General features: G+C 67.2%; 19 protein-coding genes. 10 read left to right on the top strand and 9 right to left on the bottom strand.

Annotated elements, in window-relative coordinates; genetic code table 11:
- Positions 1–85 precede the first annotated feature (85 nt).
- Positions 86–712, top strand: a complete 627-nt coding sequence (locus tag AC3A3W_RS15795; protein ID WP_487443970.1) for a TetR/AcrR family transcriptional regulator — start codon at positions 86–88, stop codon at positions 710–712.
- Positions 713–721: 9 nt separating this feature from the next.
- Complete coding sequence (locus AC3A3W_RS15790; protein WP_487443969.1) at positions 722–1822, top strand: Gfo/Idh/MocA family protein; 1101 nt, start codon at positions 722–724, stop codon at positions 1820–1822.
- Between the two features lie 76 nt (positions 1823–1898).
- On the opposite strand, the gene ald is transcribed toward AC3A3W_RS15790, so the two are convergent.
- Positions 1899–3017 carry an alanine dehydrogenase gene (gene ald, locus AC3A3W_RS15785; protein ID WP_487443968.1) on the bottom strand — a complete coding sequence of 373 codons (1119 nt, stop codon included), beginning with the start codon at positions 3015–3017 and terminating at the stop codon, positions 1899–1901.
- 235 nt (positions 3018–3252) lie between these two features.
- Here ald and AC3A3W_RS15780 point away from each other — a divergent pair, with 235 nt between their 5' ends.
- Positions 3253–4470: a PucR family transcriptional regulator gene (locus AC3A3W_RS15780; protein ID WP_487443967.1), complete on the top strand. Its 1218-nt coding sequence runs from the start codon at positions 3253–3255 to the stop codon at positions 4468–4470.
- A 9-nt stretch (positions 4471–4479) separates the two neighbouring features.
- Here AC3A3W_RS15780 and AC3A3W_RS15775 read toward each other — a convergent pair whose 3' ends face one another.
- The gene (locus AC3A3W_RS15775) at positions 4480–4779 is read right to left on the bottom strand and encodes a hypothetical protein (RefSeq protein WP_487443966.1); all 300 of its coding nucleotides are present in this window, start codon (positions 4777–4779) and stop codon (positions 4480–4482) included.
- A gap of 94 nt (positions 4780–4873) precedes the next feature.
- Positions 4874–5308, bottom strand: a complete 435-nt coding sequence (locus AC3A3W_RS15770; RefSeq protein ID WP_487443965.1) for a helix-turn-helix domain-containing protein — start codon at positions 5306–5308, stop codon at positions 4874–4876.
- 120 nt (positions 5309–5428) lie between these two features.
- On the opposite strand from AC3A3W_RS15770, the gene AC3A3W_RS15765 reads away from it, so the two are divergent.
- A complete protein-coding gene (locus AC3A3W_RS15765; RefSeq protein ID WP_487443964.1) occupies positions 5429–6277 on the top strand; it encodes an alpha/beta fold hydrolase in 849 nt (282 codons plus the stop codon).
- 81 nt (positions 6278–6358) lie between these two features.
- Here the strand turns inward: AC3A3W_RS15765 and ptsP are convergent, their stop codons facing one another.
- Positions 6359–8044 (bottom strand): phosphoenolpyruvate--protein phosphotransferase, encoded by a 1686-nt coding sequence (gene ptsP, locus AC3A3W_RS15760; protein ID WP_487443963.1) that lies wholly within the window; start codon positions 8042–8044, stop codon positions 6359–6361.
- A gap of 161 nt (positions 8045–8205) precedes the next feature.
- Here ptsP and AC3A3W_RS15755 point away from each other — a divergent pair, with 161 nt between their 5' ends.
- Genes AC3A3W_RS15755 through AC3A3W_RS15745 form a run of 3 tightly spaced genes read left to right on the top strand, consistent with a single transcriptional unit; the run spans position 8206 to position 12164 of the window.
- Entirely contained in the window at positions 8206–8934 is a 729-nt protein-coding gene (locus AC3A3W_RS15755; protein ID WP_487443962.1) for a TetR/AcrR family transcriptional regulator, read from the top strand.
- A gap of 57 nt (positions 8935–8991) precedes the next feature.
- Positions 8992–11001, top strand: a complete 2010-nt coding sequence (locus AC3A3W_RS15750; protein WP_487443961.1) for a PTS mannitol transporter subunit IICBA — start codon at positions 8992–8994, stop codon at positions 10999–11001.
- Entirely contained in the window at positions 11001–12164 is a 1164-nt protein-coding gene (locus tag AC3A3W_RS15745) for a mannitol-1-phosphate 5-dehydrogenase (protein ID WP_487443960.1), read from the top strand. The genes AC3A3W_RS15750 and AC3A3W_RS15745 overlap by 1 nt, the downstream gene beginning before the upstream one ends.
- Before the next feature lie 310 nt (positions 12165–12474).
- On the opposite strand, the gene AC3A3W_RS15740 is transcribed toward AC3A3W_RS15745, so the two are convergent.
- The 5 genes from AC3A3W_RS15740 to rraA all read right to left on the bottom strand — a co-directional run bounded on the left by AC3A3W_RS15740 (position 12475) and on the right by rraA (position 19157).
- Positions 12475–13467: a pirin family protein gene (locus tag AC3A3W_RS15740; protein WP_487443959.1), complete on the bottom strand. Its 993-nt coding sequence runs from the start codon at positions 13465–13467 to the stop codon at positions 12475–12477.
- A 105-nt stretch (positions 13468–13572) separates the two neighbouring features.
- Positions 13573–15033, bottom strand: a complete 1461-nt coding sequence (locus AC3A3W_RS15735; protein ID WP_487443958.1) for an amino acid permease — start codon at positions 15031–15033, stop codon at positions 13573–13575.
- Positions 15034–15233: 200 nt separating this feature from the next.
- Positions 15234–16673, bottom strand: a complete 1440-nt coding sequence (locus AC3A3W_RS15730; RefSeq protein WP_205651485.1) for a sugar porter family MFS transporter — start codon at positions 16671–16673, stop codon at positions 15234–15236.
- 189 nt (positions 16674–16862) lie between these two features.
- Positions 16863–18527 (bottom strand): MDR family MFS transporter, encoded by a 1665-nt coding sequence (locus tag AC3A3W_RS15725; RefSeq protein ID WP_487443957.1) that lies wholly within the window; start codon positions 18525–18527, stop codon positions 16863–16865.
- A gap of 120 nt (positions 18528–18647) precedes the next feature.
- Positions 18648–19157, bottom strand: a complete 510-nt coding sequence (rraA, locus tag AC3A3W_RS15720; RefSeq protein WP_487443956.1) for a ribonuclease E activity regulator RraA — start codon at positions 19155–19157, stop codon at positions 18648–18650.
- Between the two features lie 158 nt (positions 19158–19315).
- On the opposite strand from rraA, the gene AC3A3W_RS15715 reads away from it, so the two are divergent.
- The 3 genes from AC3A3W_RS15715 (at position 19316) to AC3A3W_RS15705 (ending at position 22839) form a co-directional block, all read left to right on the top strand.
- The gene (locus AC3A3W_RS15715) at positions 19316–20617 is read left to right on the top strand and encodes an MFS transporter (RefSeq protein WP_487443955.1); all 1302 of its coding nucleotides are present in this window, start codon (positions 19316–19318) and stop codon (positions 20615–20617) included.
- A gap of 137 nt (positions 20618–20754) precedes the next feature.
- On the top strand, positions 20755–21354 hold the full coding sequence (locus AC3A3W_RS15710; protein ID WP_487444023.1) for a TetR/AcrR family transcriptional regulator: 600 nt from the start codon (positions 20755–20757) through the stop codon (positions 21352–21354).
- Between the two features lie 279 nt (positions 21355–21633).
- Positions 21634–22839, top strand: a complete 1206-nt coding sequence (locus AC3A3W_RS15705; protein WP_487443954.1) for an NAD(P)-dependent malic enzyme — start codon at positions 21634–21636, stop codon at positions 22837–22839.
- Positions 22840–22933 lie beyond the last annotated feature (94 nt).

The following is a 22933-nucleotide window of genomic DNA, read 5'->3' as shown; positions in this document are numbered from 1 at the left end:
TGCTGGTTGTGGAGGCGTGTGATGCCTTCATCGATACTAAACGGACTGCGGTCCGGATATTATTCCCCGGACTAGAATGTTTCTTGTGAGCCTCATCCCAATCCGCCCCGGATCGGCGTCCGGTCCCGGACCGGAACGCAGGGACGCCGCCCGGAACCGGGAACTGCTGCTGTGTGCTGCCCGGCAGCTGATTGAGGAATGTGGCGCGGACGGGCTCACCATGGACAAGCTGGCCGAACGGGCCGGAGTGGGCAAGGGAACGGTCTTCCGCCGCTTCGGAAGCCGGGCAGGGCTCATGATGACCCTGCTGAGCGACTCCGAGGCAGAGTTCCAGGGCCGCTTCATGTTCGGCCCCCCGCCGCTGGGTCCCGGGGCGCCTCCGCTGGAGCGGCTCATAGCTTTCGGTGCCGGGCGCATCGGCTATGTCCTGGAATACGGCGACCTCGCGCGGGCTGCCGACCATTCGGTGTACAACCGGTTCGAGGTCCCCGCCGCTGTGCTGTGGCACAGGCATATCGAGCATCTGCTCCGCGCCGCCGGGTTCGACGCGGATCCGTGGCTGATGGCCATGTCACTGAGCGCCACGCTGGATCCGGAGCGGCTGCTCCACGCCGTCCGGGTGCACGGTGTTTCCCCCGAGCGGCTCGAGGCGTCATGGCGCCAGCTGGTAACGCGCGTCGTGGGCTCTGCGGAGGGCGGGATCCCGGAGTAGCGTTGCCCCATGAGCACCGAATCCTCCTCCTCGCCCCTTTCCGCGCCAGGGAACCAGACGCCCGATGATCGCCGGGCAATCCGGACCGCAGTGGTGGGCTATGGCCTCTCCGGAAGCGTCTTTCACGCCCCGCTGATCGCTGCCGATCCGCGCTACTCGCTCGATGTCATCGCGACGTCGGATGCCGGCCGCCAGGCGGCCGCCGTCGGGCATTATCCGGATGTCAGGACAGTTCCCGACGGCGACACCGTCCTGGCGCTGGCCGCGGACCTTGACCTTGTGGTCCTGGGGACGCCGCCGGCGACGCATTACCCCCTGGCGAAGGCTGCGCTTGAGGCGGGCCTGGACGTCGTCGTGGACAAGCCGTTCGCAGTGACCAGCGCCGAGGGGGCCGAGCTGATCGGGCTGGCCGCCAGCCTGGGCAGGGTCCTCACGGTGTTCCAGAACCGGCGCTGGGACGGCGACTTCCTGACCGTCAAGGGGCTGCTGGAGGCTGGCGCTCTCGGACAGGTGACGCGCTTCGAGTCACGCTTCGAGCGCTGGTCCCCGGAAGTGTCCAAAGCCTGGAAAGCGGAGGCCACGGCGGCGACCGGAGGGGGCGTCCTGTTCGACCTGGGCACTCACCTGCTGGATCAGGCGCTGGAGCTCTTTGGGCCGGGCGAGGTGGTCCACGCGGAACTTGAGGCGCGGCGTCCCGGTGAAAAGGTGGATGATGACTGCTTCCTGGTGGTGCGCCACGGGTCGGGCGTGCTCAGCCACCTCTGGATGAACATGCTGTGCGCGCAGCAGGGTCCGCGCTACCGCGTGCTCGGGTCCGAGGGCGCCTTCACCAAGCACGGCGTGGATCCGCAGGAACCGTACATTGTGGCGGGCGGCAGCCCGCTGGACGAGGAGTACGGTGTGGAGGACGCCGAGTGGGCCGGGCAGCTGGGCCGCGACGGCCACCTTGACCGGGTGTCCACCGAACGCGGTGCCTACCCGGAGTTCTACCGCATACTCGCGGACAAGATTTCCGGCGGCGGGGCCGCTTCCGCACTGCCCCTCCCCGTCGATCCGGCGGGCCCGGTGGAAGTCCTCAAACTCATCGAGCAGGCCCGGACGCTCGCCTAAAAAGAAACCGCTGGTTGAGCTTGTCGAAACCAAGGTGCGGTTTCGACAAGCTCAACCAGCGGCGGTCTCGCCGGTGTTAGGCGGAGACCAGTTCGTGCCAGTCCGCTACGAGGGGCAGGTTGTGCGCTTCGGAGACGGAGTGGTGTGCCACGTGGCCTGCTGCGATGTTGAGGCCGGCGGCGAGGGCGGGGTCCTTTTCGAATGCGGCTTTGACGCCCAGGTTGGCCAGGGCCACACCGTAGCGCAGGGTGACGTTGGTCAGTGCGTACGTGGAGGTGTTCGGGACGGCGCCGGGCATGTTGGCCACGCAGTAGAAGATCGTGTTGTGGACCTTGTAGGTGGGTTCCTGGTGCGTGGTGGGGTGGGTGTCTTCGAAGCAGCCGCCCTGGTCCACGGCGATGTCGACGAGTACCGAGCCGGGCTTCATGCGGGCCACGAGTTCGTTGGTGACGAGCTTGGGGGCCTTGGCGCCCGGGATCAGCACGGATCCGATCACCAGGTCGGCGTCCACCACCGACTTTTCGATCTCGTACTTGTTGGACGCCACGGTCTTGAGGCGGCCCTGGTACTGGGCGTCGAGCTCGCGCAGGCGGTTGATGTTGATGTCCAGGATGGTGACGTCCGCGCCGAGGCCCAGGGCCATGGCGGCGGCGTTGGTGCCGGCCACGCCGGCGCCCAGGACCACGACCTTGGCGGGGCGGACTCCGGGAACTCCGCCGAGGAGCACGCCCTTGCCGCCGGCTGGAGCCATGAGGGAGGTGGCTCCGACCTGGACGGAGAGGCGGCCGGCGACCTCGGACATCGGGGCCAGCAGGGGCAGCGTGCGGCCTTCCTGGACGGTTTCGTAGGCGATCGCGGTGACGCCGGAGTTGATGAGCTCGCGGGTCAGTTCGGGCTCGGCGGCGAGGTGGAGGTAGGTGAAGAGGATCAGGCCCTTGCGGAAGCGGTGGTATTCCGCGGCGATGGGTTCCTTGACCTTCATGACCATGTCAGCGCGGGCCCAGACGTCATCGGCGTCGGCGACGATCTCGGCGCCGGCGATGGCGTACTCCTCGTCGGTGATGCCCGAGCCCAGGCCTGCGCCGCGCTCCACCAGGACCGTGTGGCCGTGGGTGCGGAACTCGTGAACGCCGGCGGCGGTGATGGCGACGCGGAATTCGTTGTTCTTGATCTCTTTGGGGATACCGATGATCATTTTTTGGGCTCCAGGTTCGGTGGCTGTGTGCGCCGGAAGGGGCGGGGGAGTTGTGCTTCCAGAATAGATCCGGCTGTGAGGCAGGCGACAGGACCGGGGCCAGCAGGGCATGACAGAAGCCGCATGATTCCGCGGTTTTTGGCAGCGTGAGCTAGACATTTGTCGAGGCTGGAAGCGTCAAGTGTCGCCTGCTGTCCGTTCGCCCGGAATGCCCTCCGGGACGTAGTCTTGCTGCATGCAGCAGGATGTGGAGCAGCTCGTGGAGCAGGTGGCGCAGAAGCTGGGCCGGGGGCTCTCGCTCGAGGACCTGGACGGACTCCTGCTCGCCTACAGCTCCAATCAGTCGCATGCCGACCGGGTCAGGGTGAACTTCCTGCTCAGCAAGCGCGTACCCGTGGACGTCAAGGCGTGGCAGCTCTCCCATGGGATCGCCACCGCGGTGCGGCCCGTCGTCGTTCCAGCCAACGAGGAACTGGGCATGCTGGGGCGTGTCTGCGTCCCGCTGATGGTGCGCGGCTTCCGCGTCGGCTACCTCTGGGTGCAGCAGGACCTCGAGGAGGAAAGCGCGACGGCGATTCTCGCCCAGCTGCCGGACGTCCGGGGCGAGCTTGAGCTGCTTTCCGGCCTGCTGCTGGACTCCAACACCGCCGAATCCGAATTCCGCCGCAGCCGCGAACGCGAGTTCCTGGCGGCCTGTGCGGGTGAGGCCAACGCGGTGGCTGCCGTGGCGGGCTGGAAGGAAGTGCAGGACCGCGGGCCGTGGCAGCTGGTCACGGTGCTCGATGCCGACGGCTGGGCGGCCGGCCCGGACCCCCTTGCATCGACGCTGATCCACCGGTCTGCGGCACTCCAGGCGACCATCGGCGTCGATGCCACCCTCTTCAGCGCCGGCACCGAAACGCACGCCGTGGTGCTGTTTCGGGAATCGACAGGCAGGGCCAGCCACGCCCAGGTGCTGGTGCACTACCAGCTGGAACTCGCCAAACGGTCGGGGCGCCCGGTTGACCGCATCATTCTCGGCATCAGCGAGGGCTTCACCCGCACCAAGGAGCTGGCCGAGGCGTACCGGCAGTCCCGGGTGGCGGCCCAGGCCGCCGCGGTGGACGCGCAACTGGGCGAACTCGTGGATTGCCGGGCCACGGGCGTCTACCAGCTGCTGGCCTCGGCCGACGGTGGCGCAGGCGTCTGGGGGGACGCCGGGTCGGTGAACTTCCGGGTCCTGGAAGACCATGACCGCAACGGCGAACTGCTGCCCGTCCTGGAGTTGCTTTACGACAACGACGGCTCGGTCCAGGACGTCGCCGAGAAACTGCACCTCCACCGCAGCAGCATCTACAACCGGCTGGGCCGGATCCGGCAGCTGCTGGGCGTGGATCCGCTGAAGGGCATGGTCCGGCTGGAGCTGCATGCCGCGCTTAAGGCCCGGCGGTGGGCCGGGCGGCCGCGGATCTAGCGGCGAACGTCAGGCGGCATTGCCTTCGCGGTGCGGACGGTGTTCACCGCTGGGCTGGTCCCCGCCGCGGCGTTCGGGCGGGCGCTGTTCGCCCACCAGCTGTTCACCGAGGGGCTGTTCGCTAAGGGGCTGTTCCCGGTTCCGGTGCCGGGCAATCCTGCTTTCCGTCCACATGGAAACGGCCACGTACACCACGCAGCTGGACGTGAAGATGGCCGTATTGTTCAGGTCCATGACCATTCCGAGGACAGCAGCAACACCCATGGCGGCGATACCCGCCACAATGTGCAACCCCCGGAATCTCAACACGAATAAAGAGTAACCCCGGTCCGCGCCGCATTCTCCTCTTTGGCGGGATCGTTGCTTGATCCTTACCCCGCCGTCATTGAGGGCAGGCGCCGTGTCATTTTCGTCCGGTGCCCGGCTCCGGTCCATCCTCCGCGGCATTGCCGGCGCGGTCGGCCGCCGCCTGCTTCTTCTTTTGCCCATCCAGCCAGGCCATGATCGCAGCCAGCCGGATCCGGCGGTGCGTGCCGCGGTACTCGACCGGGATTTCGCCCCGGTCCGTCATGTTCCGCAAGTACGTGTGCGAGATCCCTGCCAGCTCTGCCGCCTGCGAAGTGGTCAGCATTTCCTCCACGCTGCTCACCGTCACGGCCTCGCCGCGACTGAACCGGGCGAGCAGGTCGACGACGGCGTCCCGCGCCTGGGGAGGCAGCCGGTGGACCGTGCCGTCCACGAACACGGTGATGTCCGTGCCGCCGTCGAGCGCCTGCCGCAGCTTCTGCGCGTCTTCGGCGGGAAGTGCGCCCGCCACCCTGGGAGCTATCAATGCCATGGCAGAAGCCTAGCTGCTGCGCTGCGGCTTCCCCATGAGCGGCCCGGCGCCGCAGGACCGGCCCGGACCAAGGCCGGTCCTGCGGGGCACGGCCGCTCGTGCGGCGGGTATGCTCGGCGGATGAAACTTAGCGGCGGAGTGGATGTGGCGGCAAACGGCCTGACGGGCCGCGTGTACACCTCGGCGACGGCCCCGGGGCAGGGTGCCGGTGCGTCCGGCGAGGCCCGGCCTTCCGCTGCGCGGCAGCACACGGCAGCAGACCAGCAGGTTTTCGTGCTGCTGCACGGCATCGGGGTTTCGCACCGTTACTTTGCGCGGCTCCACCGTGAGCTGGCGAGCGGCAGGCAGGCGCGGGACGCCGTCGTCTATTCCTTTGATCTGCCCGGATTCGGCGGCACCCCGCGACCCGGCAGCCAGGTGTCGGTGGGCGAATATGCCGCCTTCGTCGCGGCTGTCCTCGCCGATGCCGGGGTCCGCTCCTGCGTGGTGGTGGGCCATTCCATGGGGGCGCAGTTCGCCGTGGAGCTCGCCCTTCAGCAGCCGGGGCTGGTCAGCCGGGTGGTGCTCATGGGCCCCGTGGTGGACCCTGCCCGGAGGAGCGCGGCGTGGCACTCGCTGGCTTTGACGAAGGACGCGCTGTTCAGCGAAAGTCCGGCCACCAACGTGGTGGTGTTCAGCGACTATTTCAAGACTGGGCTCCGCTGGTACCTGACGCAATTGCCCGTGATGTTGGGCTATCCGCTGGAGACGCGGGTCTGCGGCGTGGCCCAGCCTGTGCTGGTGCTCCGGGGCGGCAGGGACCCGATCGCCCGCCGCCCGTGGTGCGAGTTCCTCGTTTCCCAGGCGCAGCACGGCACCTTCGTGGACGTGCTGGGGCGCGGCCACGTAGTCCAGGACACCGCCCCTGAGGCCGTGGCCCAAGCCATTGTGCACTGGGCGAGCACGACGGCGGGCGACGTCACGGCCTAGGCAAAGCCGCCTCGGCGGCCGGGGCCGGCACCCGAATGTCCGGGCGCCGGCCTCCGCCGTCCTCAGAGGTGTAAAGCCTGATTACAGGCCGAGCTCCTCGAGGACGGGAAGCTTCTCCCGGACCCATGCCCGCGCCTCGGTGGCGCTGGGTGCGGAGAGGGCCAGCTTGGCCAGTTCCTGGGCTTCGGCGAGCGTGACGGTCTTGAGGACGGCGGCCACCGCGGCCAGGGAACGGGCCGTCATGGACAGGGTGTTCACTCCGAGCCCGGTGAGCACGACGGCGAGGGCGGGGTCGGCTGCTGCCTCACCACAGACGCCCACCGGCTTGTTGTGGCCCTCCGCGGCTGCGCCTTCGACCGTGAGTCCCACGAGGCGCAGCACGGCCGGCTGCCAGGGCGTGTTCAGGCCGGCGAGGGGGCCGAGCTGGCGGTCGGCGGCCATCGCGTACTGCGTCAGGTCGTTGGTGCCCAGGCTGGCGAAGCCAACCTCGCGGAGGATGGTGTCCGCGGTGAGGGCGGCGGACGGGACCTCCACCATCACGCCAGGCGTCTTGATGCCGGCGTCGGCGCACATCGAGGCGAACCGCGCAGCTTCCTCGGCGGTGGAAATCATCGGTGCCATGACCCAGACATCGGCCTCGGACTGCTTTTCGGCAAGGGCGATGGCCTCGAGCTGGCGGTCCAGCACGCCCGGCGTGGTGAAGTCAGTGCGGTAGCCCCGGACGCCGAGGGCGGGGTTGGGCTCGGTGGAATCTGTCAGGAAGGGAAGCGGCTTGTCGGCGCCCGCGTCCAGGGTCCGCAGGACCACCTTCTTGCCGGGGAAGGCATCGAAGACGCCCTTGTACGCGGCGGCCTGCTCTTCGACGCTAGGTTCGGTGTCGCGCTCCAGGAAGCAGAACTCCGTGCGGAACAGACCCACGCCCTGCGCCCCGAGCTTCGCTGCGGCTTCGGCGTCCTTGGCCCCGCCTACGTTGGCGAGGAGCGGGACCAGGTGGCCGTCCGCCGTCGCGCCTTCGCCGCTGAACTCGGCGAGGAGGGATGCCGTGGCCGCCCATGCCTCGGCCGCGGCGCGCAGCGACTCGTCCGGATTTGCGGTGATGGAGCCGGCGGCGCCGTCGACATAGACCTCGGTGCCGTCCGTCAGTTCGTCAACGCCCACGGCGGCCACTACTGCCGGCAGGCCGAGGGAGCGGGCGATGATGGCGGTGTGCGACTGCGGTCCGCCGCCAGCGGTCACCAGCGCGAGGACCTTATTCGGGTCCAGGGTTGCGGTGTCGGCCGGTGCCAGGTCTTCGGCCACGAGGATGAAGGGGGTCTCGGACGTGGGAATGCCGGGGGCAGGCACGCCCCGGAGTTCAGCCACGATGCGGGCGCGGACGTCCAGGATGTCGGTGGCACGCTCCGCCATGTAGCCGCCGAGGTTGTGCAGCATTTCGGCAACCGACGAGCCGGACTCCCAGATGGCACGCTGGGCCGAGGTGCCGCGGGCGACGAGCTTGGCCGCGCCCTTGATCAGCATGGTGTCCTTGGCCATGAGCGCCGTCGCTTCCAGGACGGCCTTGCCATCGCCGGTGGCGTGGTCGGCGCGGGCCTTCAGTTCATCGTGGACGGCGGTGGCCGCCGCCTTGAGTGCCGCCGTCGCCTCCTCCGCGGTGGTGCCTGCCGGCAGCTGCTCGCCTGCCGGGGGTTCGCTGATGGGCTTGGGCATTTGGCGGATGGTGCCGATGATGCGGCCTGGGCTGACGCCAACTCCTGGGAAGTTCTGCACTGAAGGTCCTCGTTCTCTGCCGGTAGCCAGGCCCGCCGGTCTCTGCCCGGATGGATCCGGGCCGGTCGGAACAGCTGCGTCCGACGGTGTTTTGCGGTGCCTGAAAAAATTGTATGTGATGCAGTTCATATAGCGTTGCTATAGGTGATAGGGTAGCGGTTATGAGTTTCGATGGCCAGTTGCCGCCCAAAATGAGGCTGCTGCGTGCGGCAGCCGAATTGCTGGCCAACTCCGCGGGGGCACCCGTCTCCACCCGTCAGATCACCCAGCTGGCGGGGGTGACTGCGCCAACCCTGTACCACCACTTCGGTGACAAGGAAGGCCTGTTTGACGCCGTTGTTGCCGCGGGATTTGAAGAGTATGTGGCGGGCGAACGGGACTTCGCCCCGTCCGGGCAGCCGCTGGAAGACATCCGGCGAATGTGGGACAACCACGTGCAGTTCGGGCTCAATCAGCCGGAACTCTATCTGGTCATGTTCGGTAACATCCGCCCGGAAAGTCGCCCCGCCATCGTTGCCGATGCCGAGGCGCTGATGGAGGAAATGCTGAACAAGGCCGCCGCGGCAGGGCAGCTGAACGTCCAGCCGCGGGAAGCCGCCAGAAGCATCCTGGCGGCCAACGTGGGCGTCACGCTCATGCTGATCGCGGAACCGGCCACAGACCGGAACCTCGAACTGTCCACCATGACCCGGGACGCCATGATCTTCGCGGTGTCCGCGGACCAGGCAAGGAAAACCGGGCAGGACGAATCCGGAAAGTCCTCAGTGGTGGTGGCTGCCATCGCCCTGAACGCGGCGTTGCAGGCATCACACTCGGACCAGCTCTCCAGCTCGGAACTCAAGCTCTTTCTCGAATGGCTCCACCGGATCTCCACGAGTCCCAACAGCTAGTCGTTGAAAATATCGGACCATCCTGCGGAGCAGCAGGAATCACGGTTAGGAAATCACATGGCAACAGAGACAGTTGCAAAACCCAAGACCAGTGCGCGGGTGCACGTCCAGAAGTTCGGGACGTTCCTGTCCGGCATGATCATGCCCAATATCGGGGCATTCATCGCCTGGGGCCTCATCACGGCGCTCTTTATTGAAAAGGGCTGGATCCCCGTACCGCAGCTTGGCGGCTTCGGCACCAACGCAGAGGGCGTGCCGAACACGGGCCTTGTGGGTCCCATGATCACCTACCTGCTGCCGCTCCTGATCGCCTACACCGGCGGCCGGATGGTTTACGACGTCCGCGGTGGCGTTGTTGGGGCCATCGGCACCATGGGCGTGATCGTCGGCGCCGGCATCCCGATGTTCATCGGCGCCATGATCATGGGCCCGCTGGGCGGCTGGACCATGAAGAAGATCGACTCCATCTGGGAGGGAAAGATCCGGCCCGGCTTCGAGATGCTGGTGAACAACTTCTCCGCCGGTATCTGGGGCGCCCTGCTGGCCATGCTCGGCTTCTACGGCATCTCGCCGCTGGTCACGGCCTTCAGCACGGGTGCGGGCAACGTGGTCCAGTTCCTGGTCAACAACGGCCTCCTGCCCCTGACCAGCATTTTCATTGAACCGGCCAAGGTGCTCTTCCTGAACAACGCCATCAACCACGGCGTGCTGACCCCGTTGGGAATCCAGCAGTCGCTGGAGCAGGGCAAGTCCATCCTGTTCCTGCTCGAAGCCAACCCCGGCCCGGGCCTCGGCATTCTGCTCGCCTACATGTTCTTTGGCCGAGGCGCTGCAAAGGCGTCGGCCCCCGGCGCCGCGATCATCCACTTCCTCGGCGGCATCCACGAAATCTACTTCCCGTACGTGCTGATGCGCCCGATGCTGATCCTGGCAGCCATCGCGGGCGGCATGACGGGGATCGCGACGCTCGCCGTCACCGGTGCCGGGCTCGTTGCCCCTGCGGCCCCGGGGTCGATCCTCGCGGTGATCGCCCAGACCTCCCGTGACAGCTACCTCGGCGTGATCCTCGCGGTGCTGCTCGCGGCCACCGCTTCCTTCCTGGTCGCCTCGGTGATCCTGAAGACCACGCGCCACAGCGACGAGGGCGACATCAGCGCCGCGACCTCGAAGATGGAAGCCATGAAGGGCAAGAAGAGCTCCGTGTCCTCCGCCCTGACCGGCGCCGGTGCCGGTGCGGGTGCCGGCGGCGTTGCCGTGATGGCCGGCCCCATCAAGAACATCGTCTTCGCCTGCGACGCCGGCATGGGCTCCAGTGCCATGGGCGCCTCGGTGCTGCGGAACAAGATCAAGGCCGCCGGCTTCCCGGACGTCAAGGTCACCAACGCCTCCATCGCGAACCTCAGCGACACCTACGACGTCGTGGTCACCCACCAGGACCTCACCGAACGCGCCAAGCCCACCACCTCCAGCGCCGTGCACGTCTCCGTGGACAACTTCATGAACAGCCCGCGCTATGAGGAGATCGTGGAACTGGTGCAGCGAAGCAACGCGGCCGCTCCCGCTGCTGATGCAGGCGCTCCCGCCGCTGCTGCGGCACCTGCCGCGGAGGCTCCCGCCAAAGCCAGCACCCCGCCGTCGGACATTCTGGTGGCAGAGAGCGTGGTCCTCAACGGCTCCGCCACCACCCGTGACGCTGCCATCGACGAAGCGGGCCAGCTCCTGCTGGCACGGGGAGCCGTGGACAACGACTACATCCTCGCAATGCACGAGCGCGAGGAATCCGTGTCCACGTACATGGGCAGCTTCCTGGCGATCCCGCACGGCACCAACGCCGCGAAGGACCACATCATGAAGTCCGCCGTGTCCGTGATCCGGTACCCGGAAGGCATTGACTGGAACGGCAAGCAGGTCAAGTTCGTCGTGGGCGTGGCCGGTGTCAACAACGAGCACCTCCACATCCTGTCCTCGATCGCGAAGGTCTTCACGAACAAGTCGCAGGTGGCGCAGCTGGAGGCCGCAACATCGGTGGACGAGGTCCTGGAACTCTTCGGAAAGGTCAACGCATAGTGAAGGCAGTACATTTCGGAGCCGGAAACATCGGCCGCGGGTTTGTGGGGCTGCTGCTGCATCAGGCCGGGTACGAGGTGGTTTTCGCTGATGTTGCGGAGGCCCTGATTGCCCAGCTGGCCGCCGCGGACAGCTATCAGGTGCACGAGGTAGGGGAGAACCCGGCCGTGAGCACCGTGGACAACTTCCGGGCGATCAACTCCAGCACGCAGGAGGCGCAGCTGATCGAGGAGATCGCGACGGCGGACATCGTCACCACCGCAGTGGGGCCGCACATCCTGAAGTTCGTGGCCCCCGCGATTGCGAAGGGCATTGCCGTCCGGGAGGCAGGCAAGGCGCCGCTGCAGGTGATGGCCTGTGAGAACGCCATCAACGCCACGGACATCCTGCGCGAGGCGATCGTGTCGTGCTGGGACGACGCCGCGGGGCCCCTGGACGAGGCGGCAGTGTTTGCCAACACCGCAGTGGACAGAATCGTGCCCAACCAGGAACCGGGCCAGGGTCTGGATGTCACGGTGGAGACGTTCTACGAGTGGGTCATCGACCGCACGCCCTTCGGCGATGCCGCGCCCGTCATCCCCGGCGCCACGTTCGTGGACGAACTGGGGCCCTACATCGAGCGGAAACTGTTCACGGTCAACACAGGGCACGCCTCAGCAGCGTATTTTGGCTTCGAAGCCGGGCTGGAGAAGATCTCCGAGGCCATGGCCGATCAGGATGTGGCGGCGGACGTGCGTGCCGTGCTCGACGAAACCAAGCAGCTGCTGGTGGCCAAACACGGGTTCAACCACGACGAGCAGGAAGCCTACGTCCAGAAGATCCTGGGCCGCTTCACCAACCCCCACCTGCCCGACACCGTGAACCGCGTAGGCCGGGCCCCGCTGCGCAAGCTCAGCAGGCACGAGCGGTTCATCGGGCCTGCCGCTGAGCTCGCCGAGCGGGGCATCGTGCCGGAAGCGCTGCTCGGGGCGATCGCGGCGGCCCTGCGGTTCAACGACCCCGCAGACGCCGAAGCAGTGGAGCTGGGGCAGATCCTGGCGACCTCCGAGCCGGCCGACGCAACCGAACGGATCACCGGACTCACGTCCGACCACCCGCTGTTCGTGGCCGTCTGCGGCCTGGTCGAGGAGCGCAAAGCGGAAGGCGTCACCGCCACCGTCTAGGCACCGCCGCAACCCTTCCCGCATGGCAGGAACTCAAAACGCACGACGCCGGAACTCAAGAAGGTGAGGTCCGGCGTCGCGCGTTTAACCCCCGCCCCGCCCGACCCTCCCTCATATCCTGCAGCCTTTCTCCCGACGCTCCCTCACGTCTTGCGACGTTTTCCCCAACGCTCCCGCACTTCCTGTTCAGGCTGGCTGCCGCCGGCAACAAAAGGTGCGGGTGGGTTGGTGGTTTGGCGGCGGAAGCTGCGGGAGGGTTGGTGGTTTGGCGGCGGAAGGTGCGGGAGGGTTGGCGGCGCGGGTGGCTCGCTTAGCTCCGGGGCCGCAGGCGGGTGGTGGGCATCGCGGGGGCGGGGAGGGCAGGGGGCTCGCCGGCGGGGAACGTGCCGAAGCGTGGCGTCCCTCCTGTGTCTGGTTCGGCCGGCTGCTCCGCACCGATCTCTGCCTGCCACTGCTCCCGGTAGCTGACGATCTCCTCGTGGCTGCGGCCCACGAAGTTCCACCACATGAGGATCTTCTCGCCGAGCGGCTCGCCCCCGATGAGGAGCACCCGCACGGGATCGGCGCCGGCGGTGAGGGTCATGGACGGCCGGCCAACGGGCAGGAACGCCAGATGGTCCGCGGCAACCGGATGGCCGTCCAGGTGCAGGGAGCCTGCGTCCAGCAGCACTCCGTGCTCAAAGGCGGGGTCGGTGGCAAGTTCCAGCGAGGCGCCGGGTTCGAGCAGGATCTCCGCCCCGAGGAGCGGGCTGTGCGTCGTGACCGGGGAGGTGCTTCCGGAGAGGGAGCCCAGGAAGACGCGCAGGGTCCAGCCCTCTCCCGTGACGGGTTCCGGGCGGTAGCTCTCGAAGGTGGGCTCCATGTGGCGGGCGGTGTCCGGGAGGGCCACCCAGAGCTGGGCGCCGTGCAGCACGTCCGTGTCCGGTGTGGAGAATTCCGAGTGGCTGATGCCCCTGCCTGCTGTCATCAGGTTGATCTCGCCGGGCCGAACCATGGCGTGGAACCCGGCGGAGTCCCGGTGCTCGACCTCGCCGGTGAAGAGCCAGCTGACAGTCTGAAGGCCGGTGTGGGGGTGGCGGGGGACCCGCATTCCGCCGGTCGCCCCGACACGGTCGGGACCGTAATGGTCCAGGAAGCACCAGGCGCCGATGAGGCTGCGCTGGCGTTGGGGCAGGGTGCGGCGCACGTCCATGGCTCTGGGCCCGCCCAGCGGCACTGCGCGGGGGGCGAGGATTTCGATATCGGCAGGTGCTCCCGCCGCCTCGCAAAGCATTTCCCGGGGAACGGCTTCGGTGTTGCTCATGGGGACAAGCCTAGCCCTGCTCCGCCCGGACCCGAACGGCAGGTGGCGACACTGCCGTCCGGGTCTGCCTGAAGACCGGGCATGAGCCGGGTGAAAAGGCTCCGGTTAGCGTGCTGACGCCGTCTCGGCGTCGGCCATGGCCTTCCACTCAGCCACGCGTGCCTGGTGCAGCGGTGAGCGGCGGACCACCGCGTAGACGGTACCGAGGACTGCGAACCAGAGCGGGGTGACGAGCAGCGCCGCCAGCGTGTCCGGCTGGGTGGTGAGAGCCCAGACGAGGAACGCGAAGAAGGCGAACACCACCCAGACCATGGGGATGCCGCCGGGCATCTTGAACGGTGAGGACTTGTGCAGTTCGGGGCGGCGCTTCCGGAACACCAGGTAGCTGGCCAGGATGATGGACCAGACGAACATGAAGCAGACGGCGGAGACGGTGGTGACCATGTCGAACGCCACTCCGACATCCTTGCCCGCGTACAGGAGTGCCACGCCGGCGAGCAGCAGGACGCACGAAAGGAACAGCGCGTTTTGCGGGACCTTCCGGCTGGAGAGGCGGCCGAACAGCTTCGGGGCGTCGCCGTCGTTCGCGAGGCCGAAGACCATGCGCGAAGTGGAATATATGCCGGAGTTGGCCGAGGACATGGCTGAGGTCAGCACGACGAGGTTCACCACCATGGCCGCCATGCCCAGTCCCGCGAGGGAGAACATGCCGATGAACGGGCTGTGGCCTGCCTGGAACTCGGTCCACGGGGTCACGGACATCAGGATGATCAGCGCGCCCACGTAGAAGAGCATGACGCGCAGCGGAATGGCATTGATGGCGCGGGGCAGGTTGTGCTCCGGGTTCTTGGTTTCGGCCGCTGCCGTACCTACGAGTTCAATGCCCACGAAAGCGAAGACGGCAATCTGGAAACCCGCCACGAAGCCCATGAACTCCCGGGGGAAGAAGCCCCCGTGGTTCCAGAGGTTCGTGAAGCTGGCCGTGCCGGCGTCGGACTGGAACCCGGTAAGGATCATGACCAGGCCCACAGCGATCAGTGCCACGATGGCCACGATCTTGATGAGCGCGAACCAGAACTCGGTCTCACCGAAGGCCTTGACCGTCGGCAGGTTCAGCAGCAGCAGGATGACGATGGTGGCGAGCCCAGGAATCCACAGCTGGATGCCGGGCCACAGCTCGTTGGCGTAGCCGGCAATCGCGATCACGTCGGCCACGCCCGTGACCACCCAGCAGAACCAGTAGGTCCAGCCGGTGAAGAAGCCGGCCCACGGACCCAGGAGGTCGCCGGCGAAGTCGCTGAAGGACTTGTAGCTCAGGTTGGACAGCAGGAGCTGGCCCATCGCCCGCATCACGAAGAACAGCATGAAGCCGATGATCATGTACACGAAGATCACGGACGGCCCGGCCACCGAAATGGTCTTGCCGGAGCCCATGAAGAGGCCGGTGCCGATGGCGCCGCCGATGGCCAGCAGCTGGATATGCCGGTTGCTCAGCGAGCGTGAAAGGTGGGGCTCGCTGTCCTGGCTGGAGGCAGTTCTCTGCCCGGTGGTTGTCTGCTCAGACATGTGCACAATCCTTTGAAAGGACCGCCGCGAGGGTGGCGGCGGTTACAAAATCAGCCTTTCCAACCTACACGGTGCCGTGGAGGAGGCCGTATTGGCGGGCCGGCGAAAGCCCGCCACGGAAGCCCGCCACAGACGGCAGAAGGCGCCAGCATTCCATCGGAACGCTGGCGCCTCCACATGTCCGGGGGGCTAAGAGCCGGTCAGACCTTAACGGACCCCTTTGGAACAAACAGGGTTTCAGCCTGTTCCAGCGACATGCCGTTCGTCTCCGGCACCTTGTACATGACGAAGAAGAATGAGGCCGCGGCGAAGAGTGCGTACATGGCGTACGTCAGCGGCAGCGACGCGGCGGCCATCACAGGGAAGCTCAGTGTGATGGCGAAGTTGGCGATCCACTGCGCGGCGGCGGCCAAACCCAGGGCGCGGGCGCGGATCCGGGACGGGAAGATCTCACCGAGCAGCACCCAGACGAGCGGGCCCCAGGAGGCGCCGAAGCTGATCACGAAGACGTTCGCCGCAACGAGGGCAACGGGCCCCCAAGCGCCGGGAAGGGAGATCTCGGACCCCGTGCCCCGCGCCGAGGCGAAGGCCACAGCCATGGCACCCAGTGAGACGGCCATGCCGATGGAGCCGGCCAGCAGGATGGGCCGGCGTCCGATCCGGTCGACGAGGGCGATGGCCACGAGTGTCACCAGGATGTTGGTGACGGAGGTGGCCACGGAGATGGTGAGCGAGTCCTTCTCCTGGAAGCCCACGGCCTTCCACAGCGTGGTGGAGTAGTAGAAGATCACGTTGATGCCCACGAACTGCTGCAGCACGGAGAGCGTGATGCCGATCCAGACGACGGCCTGGAGACCAAAGGTCTTGCCGCGGAGCGAGCCCTTCTTGCCCGCGAGCTGGTCCTCCTCGATGGCCTCGCGGATTTCGCGCAGGTGGCGGTCGGTGTCCTCCTGGGGTGCGATGGAGTCGAAGACCTTGCGTGCTTCGGCTTCCTTGCCCTGGATGACGAGGAAGCGCGGGGATTCAGGCAGCGTGTAGGAGATCCAGCCGTAGACCACGGCGGGCAGGGCGGCCCCCAGGAACATCCAGCGCCAGGCCTCGATTCCCAGCCAGAACGGCTGGTCGGCGCCGCCGGCGGACGTGGCGAAGAGCGCATCGGACAGCAGTGCGGCGAAGATACCCGTGGTGATCGCGAGCTGCTGCAGGGAGGCGAGGCGGCCGCGGACGTGCCGCGGGGAGATCTCGGAGATGTAAGCGGGCGCGATCACGGAGGCCAGGCCAATGCCCAGGCCGCCGACGAGGCGCCAGAAGATGAGGTCCCAGACGCCGAAGGCGAAGCCGGTGCCGACAGCGCTGACCAGGAACAGCAGGGCGCCGAGCTTCATGGCGGGGATGCGGCCGTAGCGGTCGGCGACCTTGCCGGCCATGTAGGCGCCGGCAGCGCATCCCAGCAGGGCAACGGCCACGGCGAAGCCGGTCACGGCTTCACTCAGTGCGAATTCGTCCTTCATGGCGTCGACGGCGCCGTTGACCACGGAGGAGTCAAAGCCGAACAGGAAGCCTCCCACGGCGCCGGCAAGCGCCAGCCAAATGACCCGTTTCGGGATCTTGGCGGTAGTTTGCTCGTTGGCGGTGGACATGGTTCTCCCTTGGATTTGGGGGTTGGTTTCTGCGGTGCGGACGTCGTCGGCTGCGGTACCGGCCCAGACGGCCGGCGCACACGCGCCTAACAGTGTGGCACGTCACGGCCCGCTGTTCCACTTCGGGACAGAAGACGACGACGGCGGGACGTCCCGCCGTCGTCGTGCTTCGCTGCGCTGTCCCGGTGGTCAGTGCGTGGCGACCGGCTCGGATCCCGCGTCCTGCGCAGCGGCTTTGGGGTCCGTGAGCTTCTTGTTCGGCAGGGCGAGGCTGATCAGGAAGGCGACGCCGGTGAGGACCGCGGCGGTGAGCATCACCGCGTCGATCGACTGCGCGAAGCCCTCGGTGATGGGCCGGGTCAGCACGGGGTTGGCGGAGTGGAGCCAGCTGGTGTCGTTCAGGGAATCGTTGGTGGCGCCGTTCTTGAAGAACTCGTAGAGCTTGGCGTTCGCGGGGTCGGCGGCCACGGCGGGGTCCTTGAGGACCTTGAGGAACTCCGCGCTCTGCATGGCGTCCCTCATGCCGTTGCCGATTTTGTCCGCGGCGAGGCTGAACAGCATGGAGATGAACACCGCCGTTCCCACGGCGCCGCCCATGGAGCGGAAGAACGCGGCGGACGAAGTGCCCACACCCATGTCCTTCGGCGGGACGGAGACCTGCATGGCGAGCGTGAGAGGCTGCATGCAGAAGCCCAGGCCCAGGCCGAAGAACACAGCGATCAGGCCCGGGACCCAGAGGCCGGTGTCCACGCCGAGGGACAGGCCCATGGCGACGGCGGCCGCTGTCAGGATGGAGGTGCCCAGGATCGGGAAGATCCGGTAGGTGCCGGATGCCGAGATGGTGCGGCCCGCGGTGATGGAGCCCGAGAGGATGCCCACGGTGAAGGTGATCATCATCAGCCCGGCCTCGGTGGGGGTGAGGCCCTTCACGAGCTGCAGGTACATGGGGAGCATGGCGATGGCGCCGAACATGCCGATGCCGATGATGAAATTCAGCAGCGAGGACAGGCCGAAGGTGACGTTCCGGAAGAGGCGCAGCGGGATGAGCGCGTAGTCCCCGGCGCGCTTTTCGGCCGCCAGGAAGGCCGCAACGCCGATGACGCCCAGGCCGATGCAGAGCAGGGAGGCCGGCGACGTCCAGCCCCAGCTGCGGCCCTGTTCGGCGACGAGCAGCAGCGGCACGATGGCCAGGGTGATGGCGGCCGCACCCCAATAATCGATCTTCTGCTTCGCGTGCTTGGCGGGAAGGTGCAGGTACAGGAACACCACCACCAGTGCGGCCAGGCCGATTGGCAGGTTGATGAAGAACACCCAACGCCAGCCGTCAAAGCCCAGGATGTTGGCGGAACCGGCAAAGGCGCCGCCCACTACCGGGCCGAGCACCGAGGAAATGCCGAAGACGGACATGAAGTAGCCCTGGAACTTGGACCGGTCCTTGAGCGAGACGATGTCACCGATGATGGTCAGGGCGAGGGCCAGCAGGCCGCCGGCGCCCATGCCCTGGATGCCGCGGGCAATGGCCAGCTCGGTCATGGAGTGCACCGAGCCCGCGTACAGGGAGCCGGCTAGGAAGATCACGATCGCGGCCAGGTACAGCGGGCGGCGGCCGAAGATGTCGCTCAGCTTGCCGTACAGCGGGGTGGTGACGGTGGAGGTGATGAGGTAGGCGGTGGTGGCCCAGGCCTGCAGCGAGAGGCCGTCCAGGTCGTTGGCGATGGTGTAGATGGACGTGGAGACGATGGTCTGGTCCAGCGACGAGAGGAACATGCCGAGCATGAGCCCCACCATGACGGTGATGGTTTGCCGCTTGGTCAGGACCTCTCCGGGTGCGGGTCCGGCGGTCGTTTTGGACATGGGTGCTCCAAGGGAAGAAAGGGGGCGCGCAATTGATAGTTGCTTTCAGTAACTATATTACTTTCCGCTTTGTTCCCGCTGGCCGGAGTTTTATCCCCCAGTTTTATAGCCCGCCGGGTTTTACCGCTCGACGAGGATGCCGTCCGGGTCGCACCAGATGGTGGCACCGGGGCGGATGGTCACGCCGTCGATCAGGAGGTCAATGTCGGTCTCCCCGGCGCCCGCCTTGGCGCTCTTGCGCGGGTTGCTGCCCAGCGCCTTGACGCCGAGCGGCAGCTCCGCGATCGCCTCGCGATCGCGGATGGCCCCGTGAATGACGACGCCGGCCCAGCCGTTTGCCACGGCGCTCGCCGCGATCAAGTCCCCCATCAGGGCGGTGCGCAGCGAGCCGTTGCCGTCGACCACCAGCACGGCACCGTTGCCCGGTGAGCCAAGGGTGGACTTGACCAGCGCGTTGTCCTCGAGGCAGCGGATGGTCCGGACCGGGCCGCTGAAATGGGAGTGGCCGCCGAGGGACTGGAACTGCAGGGCGATGGATGCCAGTTCCTCGCCCCGTTCGTCGTAAAGGTCGGCGGTGCTGATGGCAGCCGTCGGGCGAGCCGTGGAATTGTCGGCAGGGGAAGCGGTCATTGGTTCTCCTAGGCGTGTTGGCTGGTTCTTTCCGAGGCAGCGGAATCCTTCAGCGCTCCGTTACTGCGACGAAAACGGTCTCCCTGGGACCCCCGCTGCTCTGGGCTCCCACGATAGTCTGATTTCACACGATTAATACCGTTCAGGGGGAGCCTGCCATGAGTCTGTCGGACATTCCGGGTGCAGTTCCCGAGCCTGGGCTGGTGGGCCCGCGGCAGAGCACTGCGCTCGTCGAGCCGACGGCCCGCGTCAGGCCGCTGTGGACCACCGGCGTGGTGTTGGTCAACCTCGGCATCAACGCCGCATTCTTCGGTCCCATCCAGGTGTTGCTTGGCCAGCAGGCAGAGCACTTCGACCCCGGCCAGAAGGAAGCGATCCTCGCGCTCGTGACCGGTGCCGGGGCGGCGGTGTCGCTGGTGGCGAACCCCCTCTTCGGCGCGTTCAGTGACCGGACCACTTCCCGCTTCGGCCGGCGCGTGCCCTGGGTGCTCGCGGGAGCGATCCTGGGCGCCGCCGCGCTGATTGGTCTGGCCGGGGCGCCGAACGTGGCCGTCATGACACTGCTGTGGTGCCTGGTGCAGGCAGGCTGCAACGGCGCCTACGCGGCCATCACCGCTGCCGTCCCCGACCGGGTGCCCGTGCCCCAGCGCGCCACCGTGGGAGGGCTGGCCGCAATGGGCCAGACGGTGGGCATCCTGCTCGGTGCGGTGATTGCCGCCGTCGTCAGCGGGAATTTCGCGCTGGGCTACGTGGCGTGCGCCGCGGCCCTGGTGGCCGGCGTCGTCATGTATCTGTTCAAGAGCGACGACGCGCCGCTCCCGGCGGCAGCACGACCCGCGCTGAACTGGGCCGACTTCCTGCTCAGCTTCATCCGGCCGCTGCGCCACCCTGACTTCGCATGGGCGTGGATCACCCGGCTGCTCGTCAACATCGGCAACCACATGGTCACGCTGTACCTGCTCTTCTTCCTCGCGGACGCCGTGCACCTGAAGGAAACCACCGGGCTCGAGCCTGCGTTCGGCGTGCTGGTGCTGACCGGGCTGTACGCCGTGTTCGTCATCATCACCAGCGTGATCGGCGGCCGGCTCAGCGACCGGATGGGCAAGCGCAAGCCGCTGGTCATAGCCTCCTCTGTGATCATTGCCCTCGCTTCACTGATCCTGGCGTTCGCGCCGACGTGGATCGGGGGCATCGTGGGCGCGAGCGTCCTGGGCATCGGGTTCGGCGCCTACCTCGCCGTGGACTTCGCCCTGATCACGCAGGTCCTGCCCAGCGCCGGGGACCGCGGCAAGGACCTCGGCGTCATCAACATCGCCAACTCGCTGCCGCAGGTGATTGCTCCGGCCCTTGCCTGGCCCTTCGTGACTCTCTGGGGAGGCTACGTTTCGCTCTACGTCGCCGCCGCAGTGATCGGCCTGCTGGGCGCAGTGTTCGTGGTGAAGATCAAGGGCGTCGACTGAGATCCGCTGCCCGTCCGCCTCGGCCGGGCAGCGGCCTGCGGCCGGAAAGCAGTGCCGTATAGTTGACTGCGAATTGCGGGCAGGAACGGGATGGGGACTCTCCTGGCTGCCAGGAATCTCAACCCTCCGGACTGATGATGCTTGAATTTAATCCAGATCTTCCGCCCATGGCCGCACCTCCCTCCCTGCCCCGGCAGCAGGCGCGCTATGCCCGTATCCTGGACGTCGCGGCGGGCTTCGCGCGCAAGGGAATCAAGTCCGTGACCCTGCCCGAGGTTGCCGCCAAGGCGGATGTTCCGCTCAGCACCCTCTACCGCTACTTCCCCTCCGCCACGCACCTCATGCTTGCCCTTTACCGGCATCAGCTGAGCGAACTCAAGGTGAGCACCTGGCCGGGCGCCGGCACAGTGCGGATCCACGCCCTGTCCGGCGTGGTGATGGAAATTTTCCACATGCGCGTGATGCAGCCAGCCGTGGAGCATTGCCTGAGCAAGGGCGTCTACGTCAAAGACCGTGACACCACGGCACTGCTTCATGAGATTGACGCCCTGTCCGAGCGGGCCGTGACCTCTGCCAGCGGCGACGCCGCCATCTCGCGGGTGCTGCTGCTGACCGTGACCGGTCTAGTCCAGTCGGTCCGCTGCCGGCGCCTGTCGCTGTTCGAGGCGGAGGAAGGCCTGAAGAACGCGTGTTCTCTGCTGGTCCCCCGGCCGCGCTCCATGCGCCATACTGCGTAACCGGTCTAGACCATTGGCCCGCTTTTTCCGCCATATCCGGTGAATTCGGCCACAGGAACCGCCTAATCCCGGCCGCCAGCCGCCAAATGGCAAATAGCGGGGCGCCGCCCTGTTTACCATTGCAGGACCGGAGTGGCTAGCAACCCGTACCACGCGGGCTTCCGGACGGGCCCCGCCACCCTGTGGGCCCGTCAGCGAAGCGCGCACCTGACCATCTTGAGCCTCCCACGCTTGAGCCATACTGTGCCGTGCGCCCACGGCTAGCCAGGAGACAACGTCGTGTCCATTGAAACGATTGCCCCCATCGACAACACCGCGGCCGAAGCGCTGACGGAGCAGGAAATCTTTGCTTCCCACGAGGGCGGCAAGCTCTCCATCACCAGCACCGTCCCGCTCGCCAACAAACGCGACCTTTCCATCGCCTACACGCCCGGCGTCGCCCAGGTCAGCCGTGCCATCCACGCTGATCCGGAACTTGCCAAGACCCACACCTGGGCCCAGCGCCTGGTGGCTGTGGTCAGCGACGGCACCGCCGTTCTGGGCCTCGGGAACATCGGCGCCAGCGCCTCCCTGCCGGTCATGGAGGGCAAGTCCGCCCTCTTCAAGGCCTTCGGCGAGTTGGACTCCATCCCGCTGGTCCTCAACACCACGGACGTGGACGAGATCGTGGAAACGCTCGTCCGGCTGCGCCCCAGCTTCGGCGCCGTCAACCTCGAAGACGTCTCCGCCCCGCGCTGCTTCGAGCTGGAAGAAAAGCTCATTGAAGCCCTCGACTGCCCCGTGATGCACGATGACCAGCACGGCACTGCAGTCGTGGTCCTTGCCGCGCTGACAGGAGCCGCCAAGGTCACCGGCCGCGAACTCGAAAGCCTGCGCGTGGTGGTGTCCGGCGCCGGAGCCGCAGGCATCGCCGTCGCGGAGATCCTTCTCACGGCCGGCATCAAGGATGTTGTGCTGCTGGACTCCCGCGGAGCCATCAGCGCGGAGCGCGCCGACATCGCCGCCGATCCCGCCAGCAAGAAGGCCCAGATGGCGCAGCGCAGCAACCCGCGCGGCATCACCGGCGGTCCCGGCGAGGCCCTCCTCGGCGCAGACGTCTTCATCGGCGTTTCGTCCTCCAAGCTGGACGAGGAGCACCTGAAGCTGATGAACCACAGCTCCATCGTGTTCGCGCTGTCCAACCCCGACCCCGAAGTGCTGCCGGACGTGGCCGCCAGGTACGCGGCCGTCGTGGCCACCGGCCGCAGCGATTTCCCGAACCAGATCAACAACGTCCTGGCGTTCCCCGGAATCTTCCGCGGTGCGCTCGACGCCGGCGCCCGCCGCATCACCCCGGCCATGAAGCTGGCCGCAGCCCGGGCCATCGCTGAACTGGCCGAGGACAACCTGTCCGCCGACTACATCGTGCCCAGCCCGCTGGACCCGCGCGTAGCACCGGCCGTGACGGCGGCCGTCGCCGCTGCGGCAGCGGAAGGCGCCGTCTGAACCGGCGGAGCTGACTGAAATCACGACGGCGGTGCCTCCCCTTGCTGGGAGGCGCCGCCGTCGTCGTTCTTGGGGGAGCGCCTGGCAAAAGGGA

The organism is Arthrobacter sp. Soil_N43 (assembly GCF_057655195.1).
Note: the sequence above shows the minus strand (reverse complement) of the source record. Positions and strands in the feature narration are given on the sequence as shown.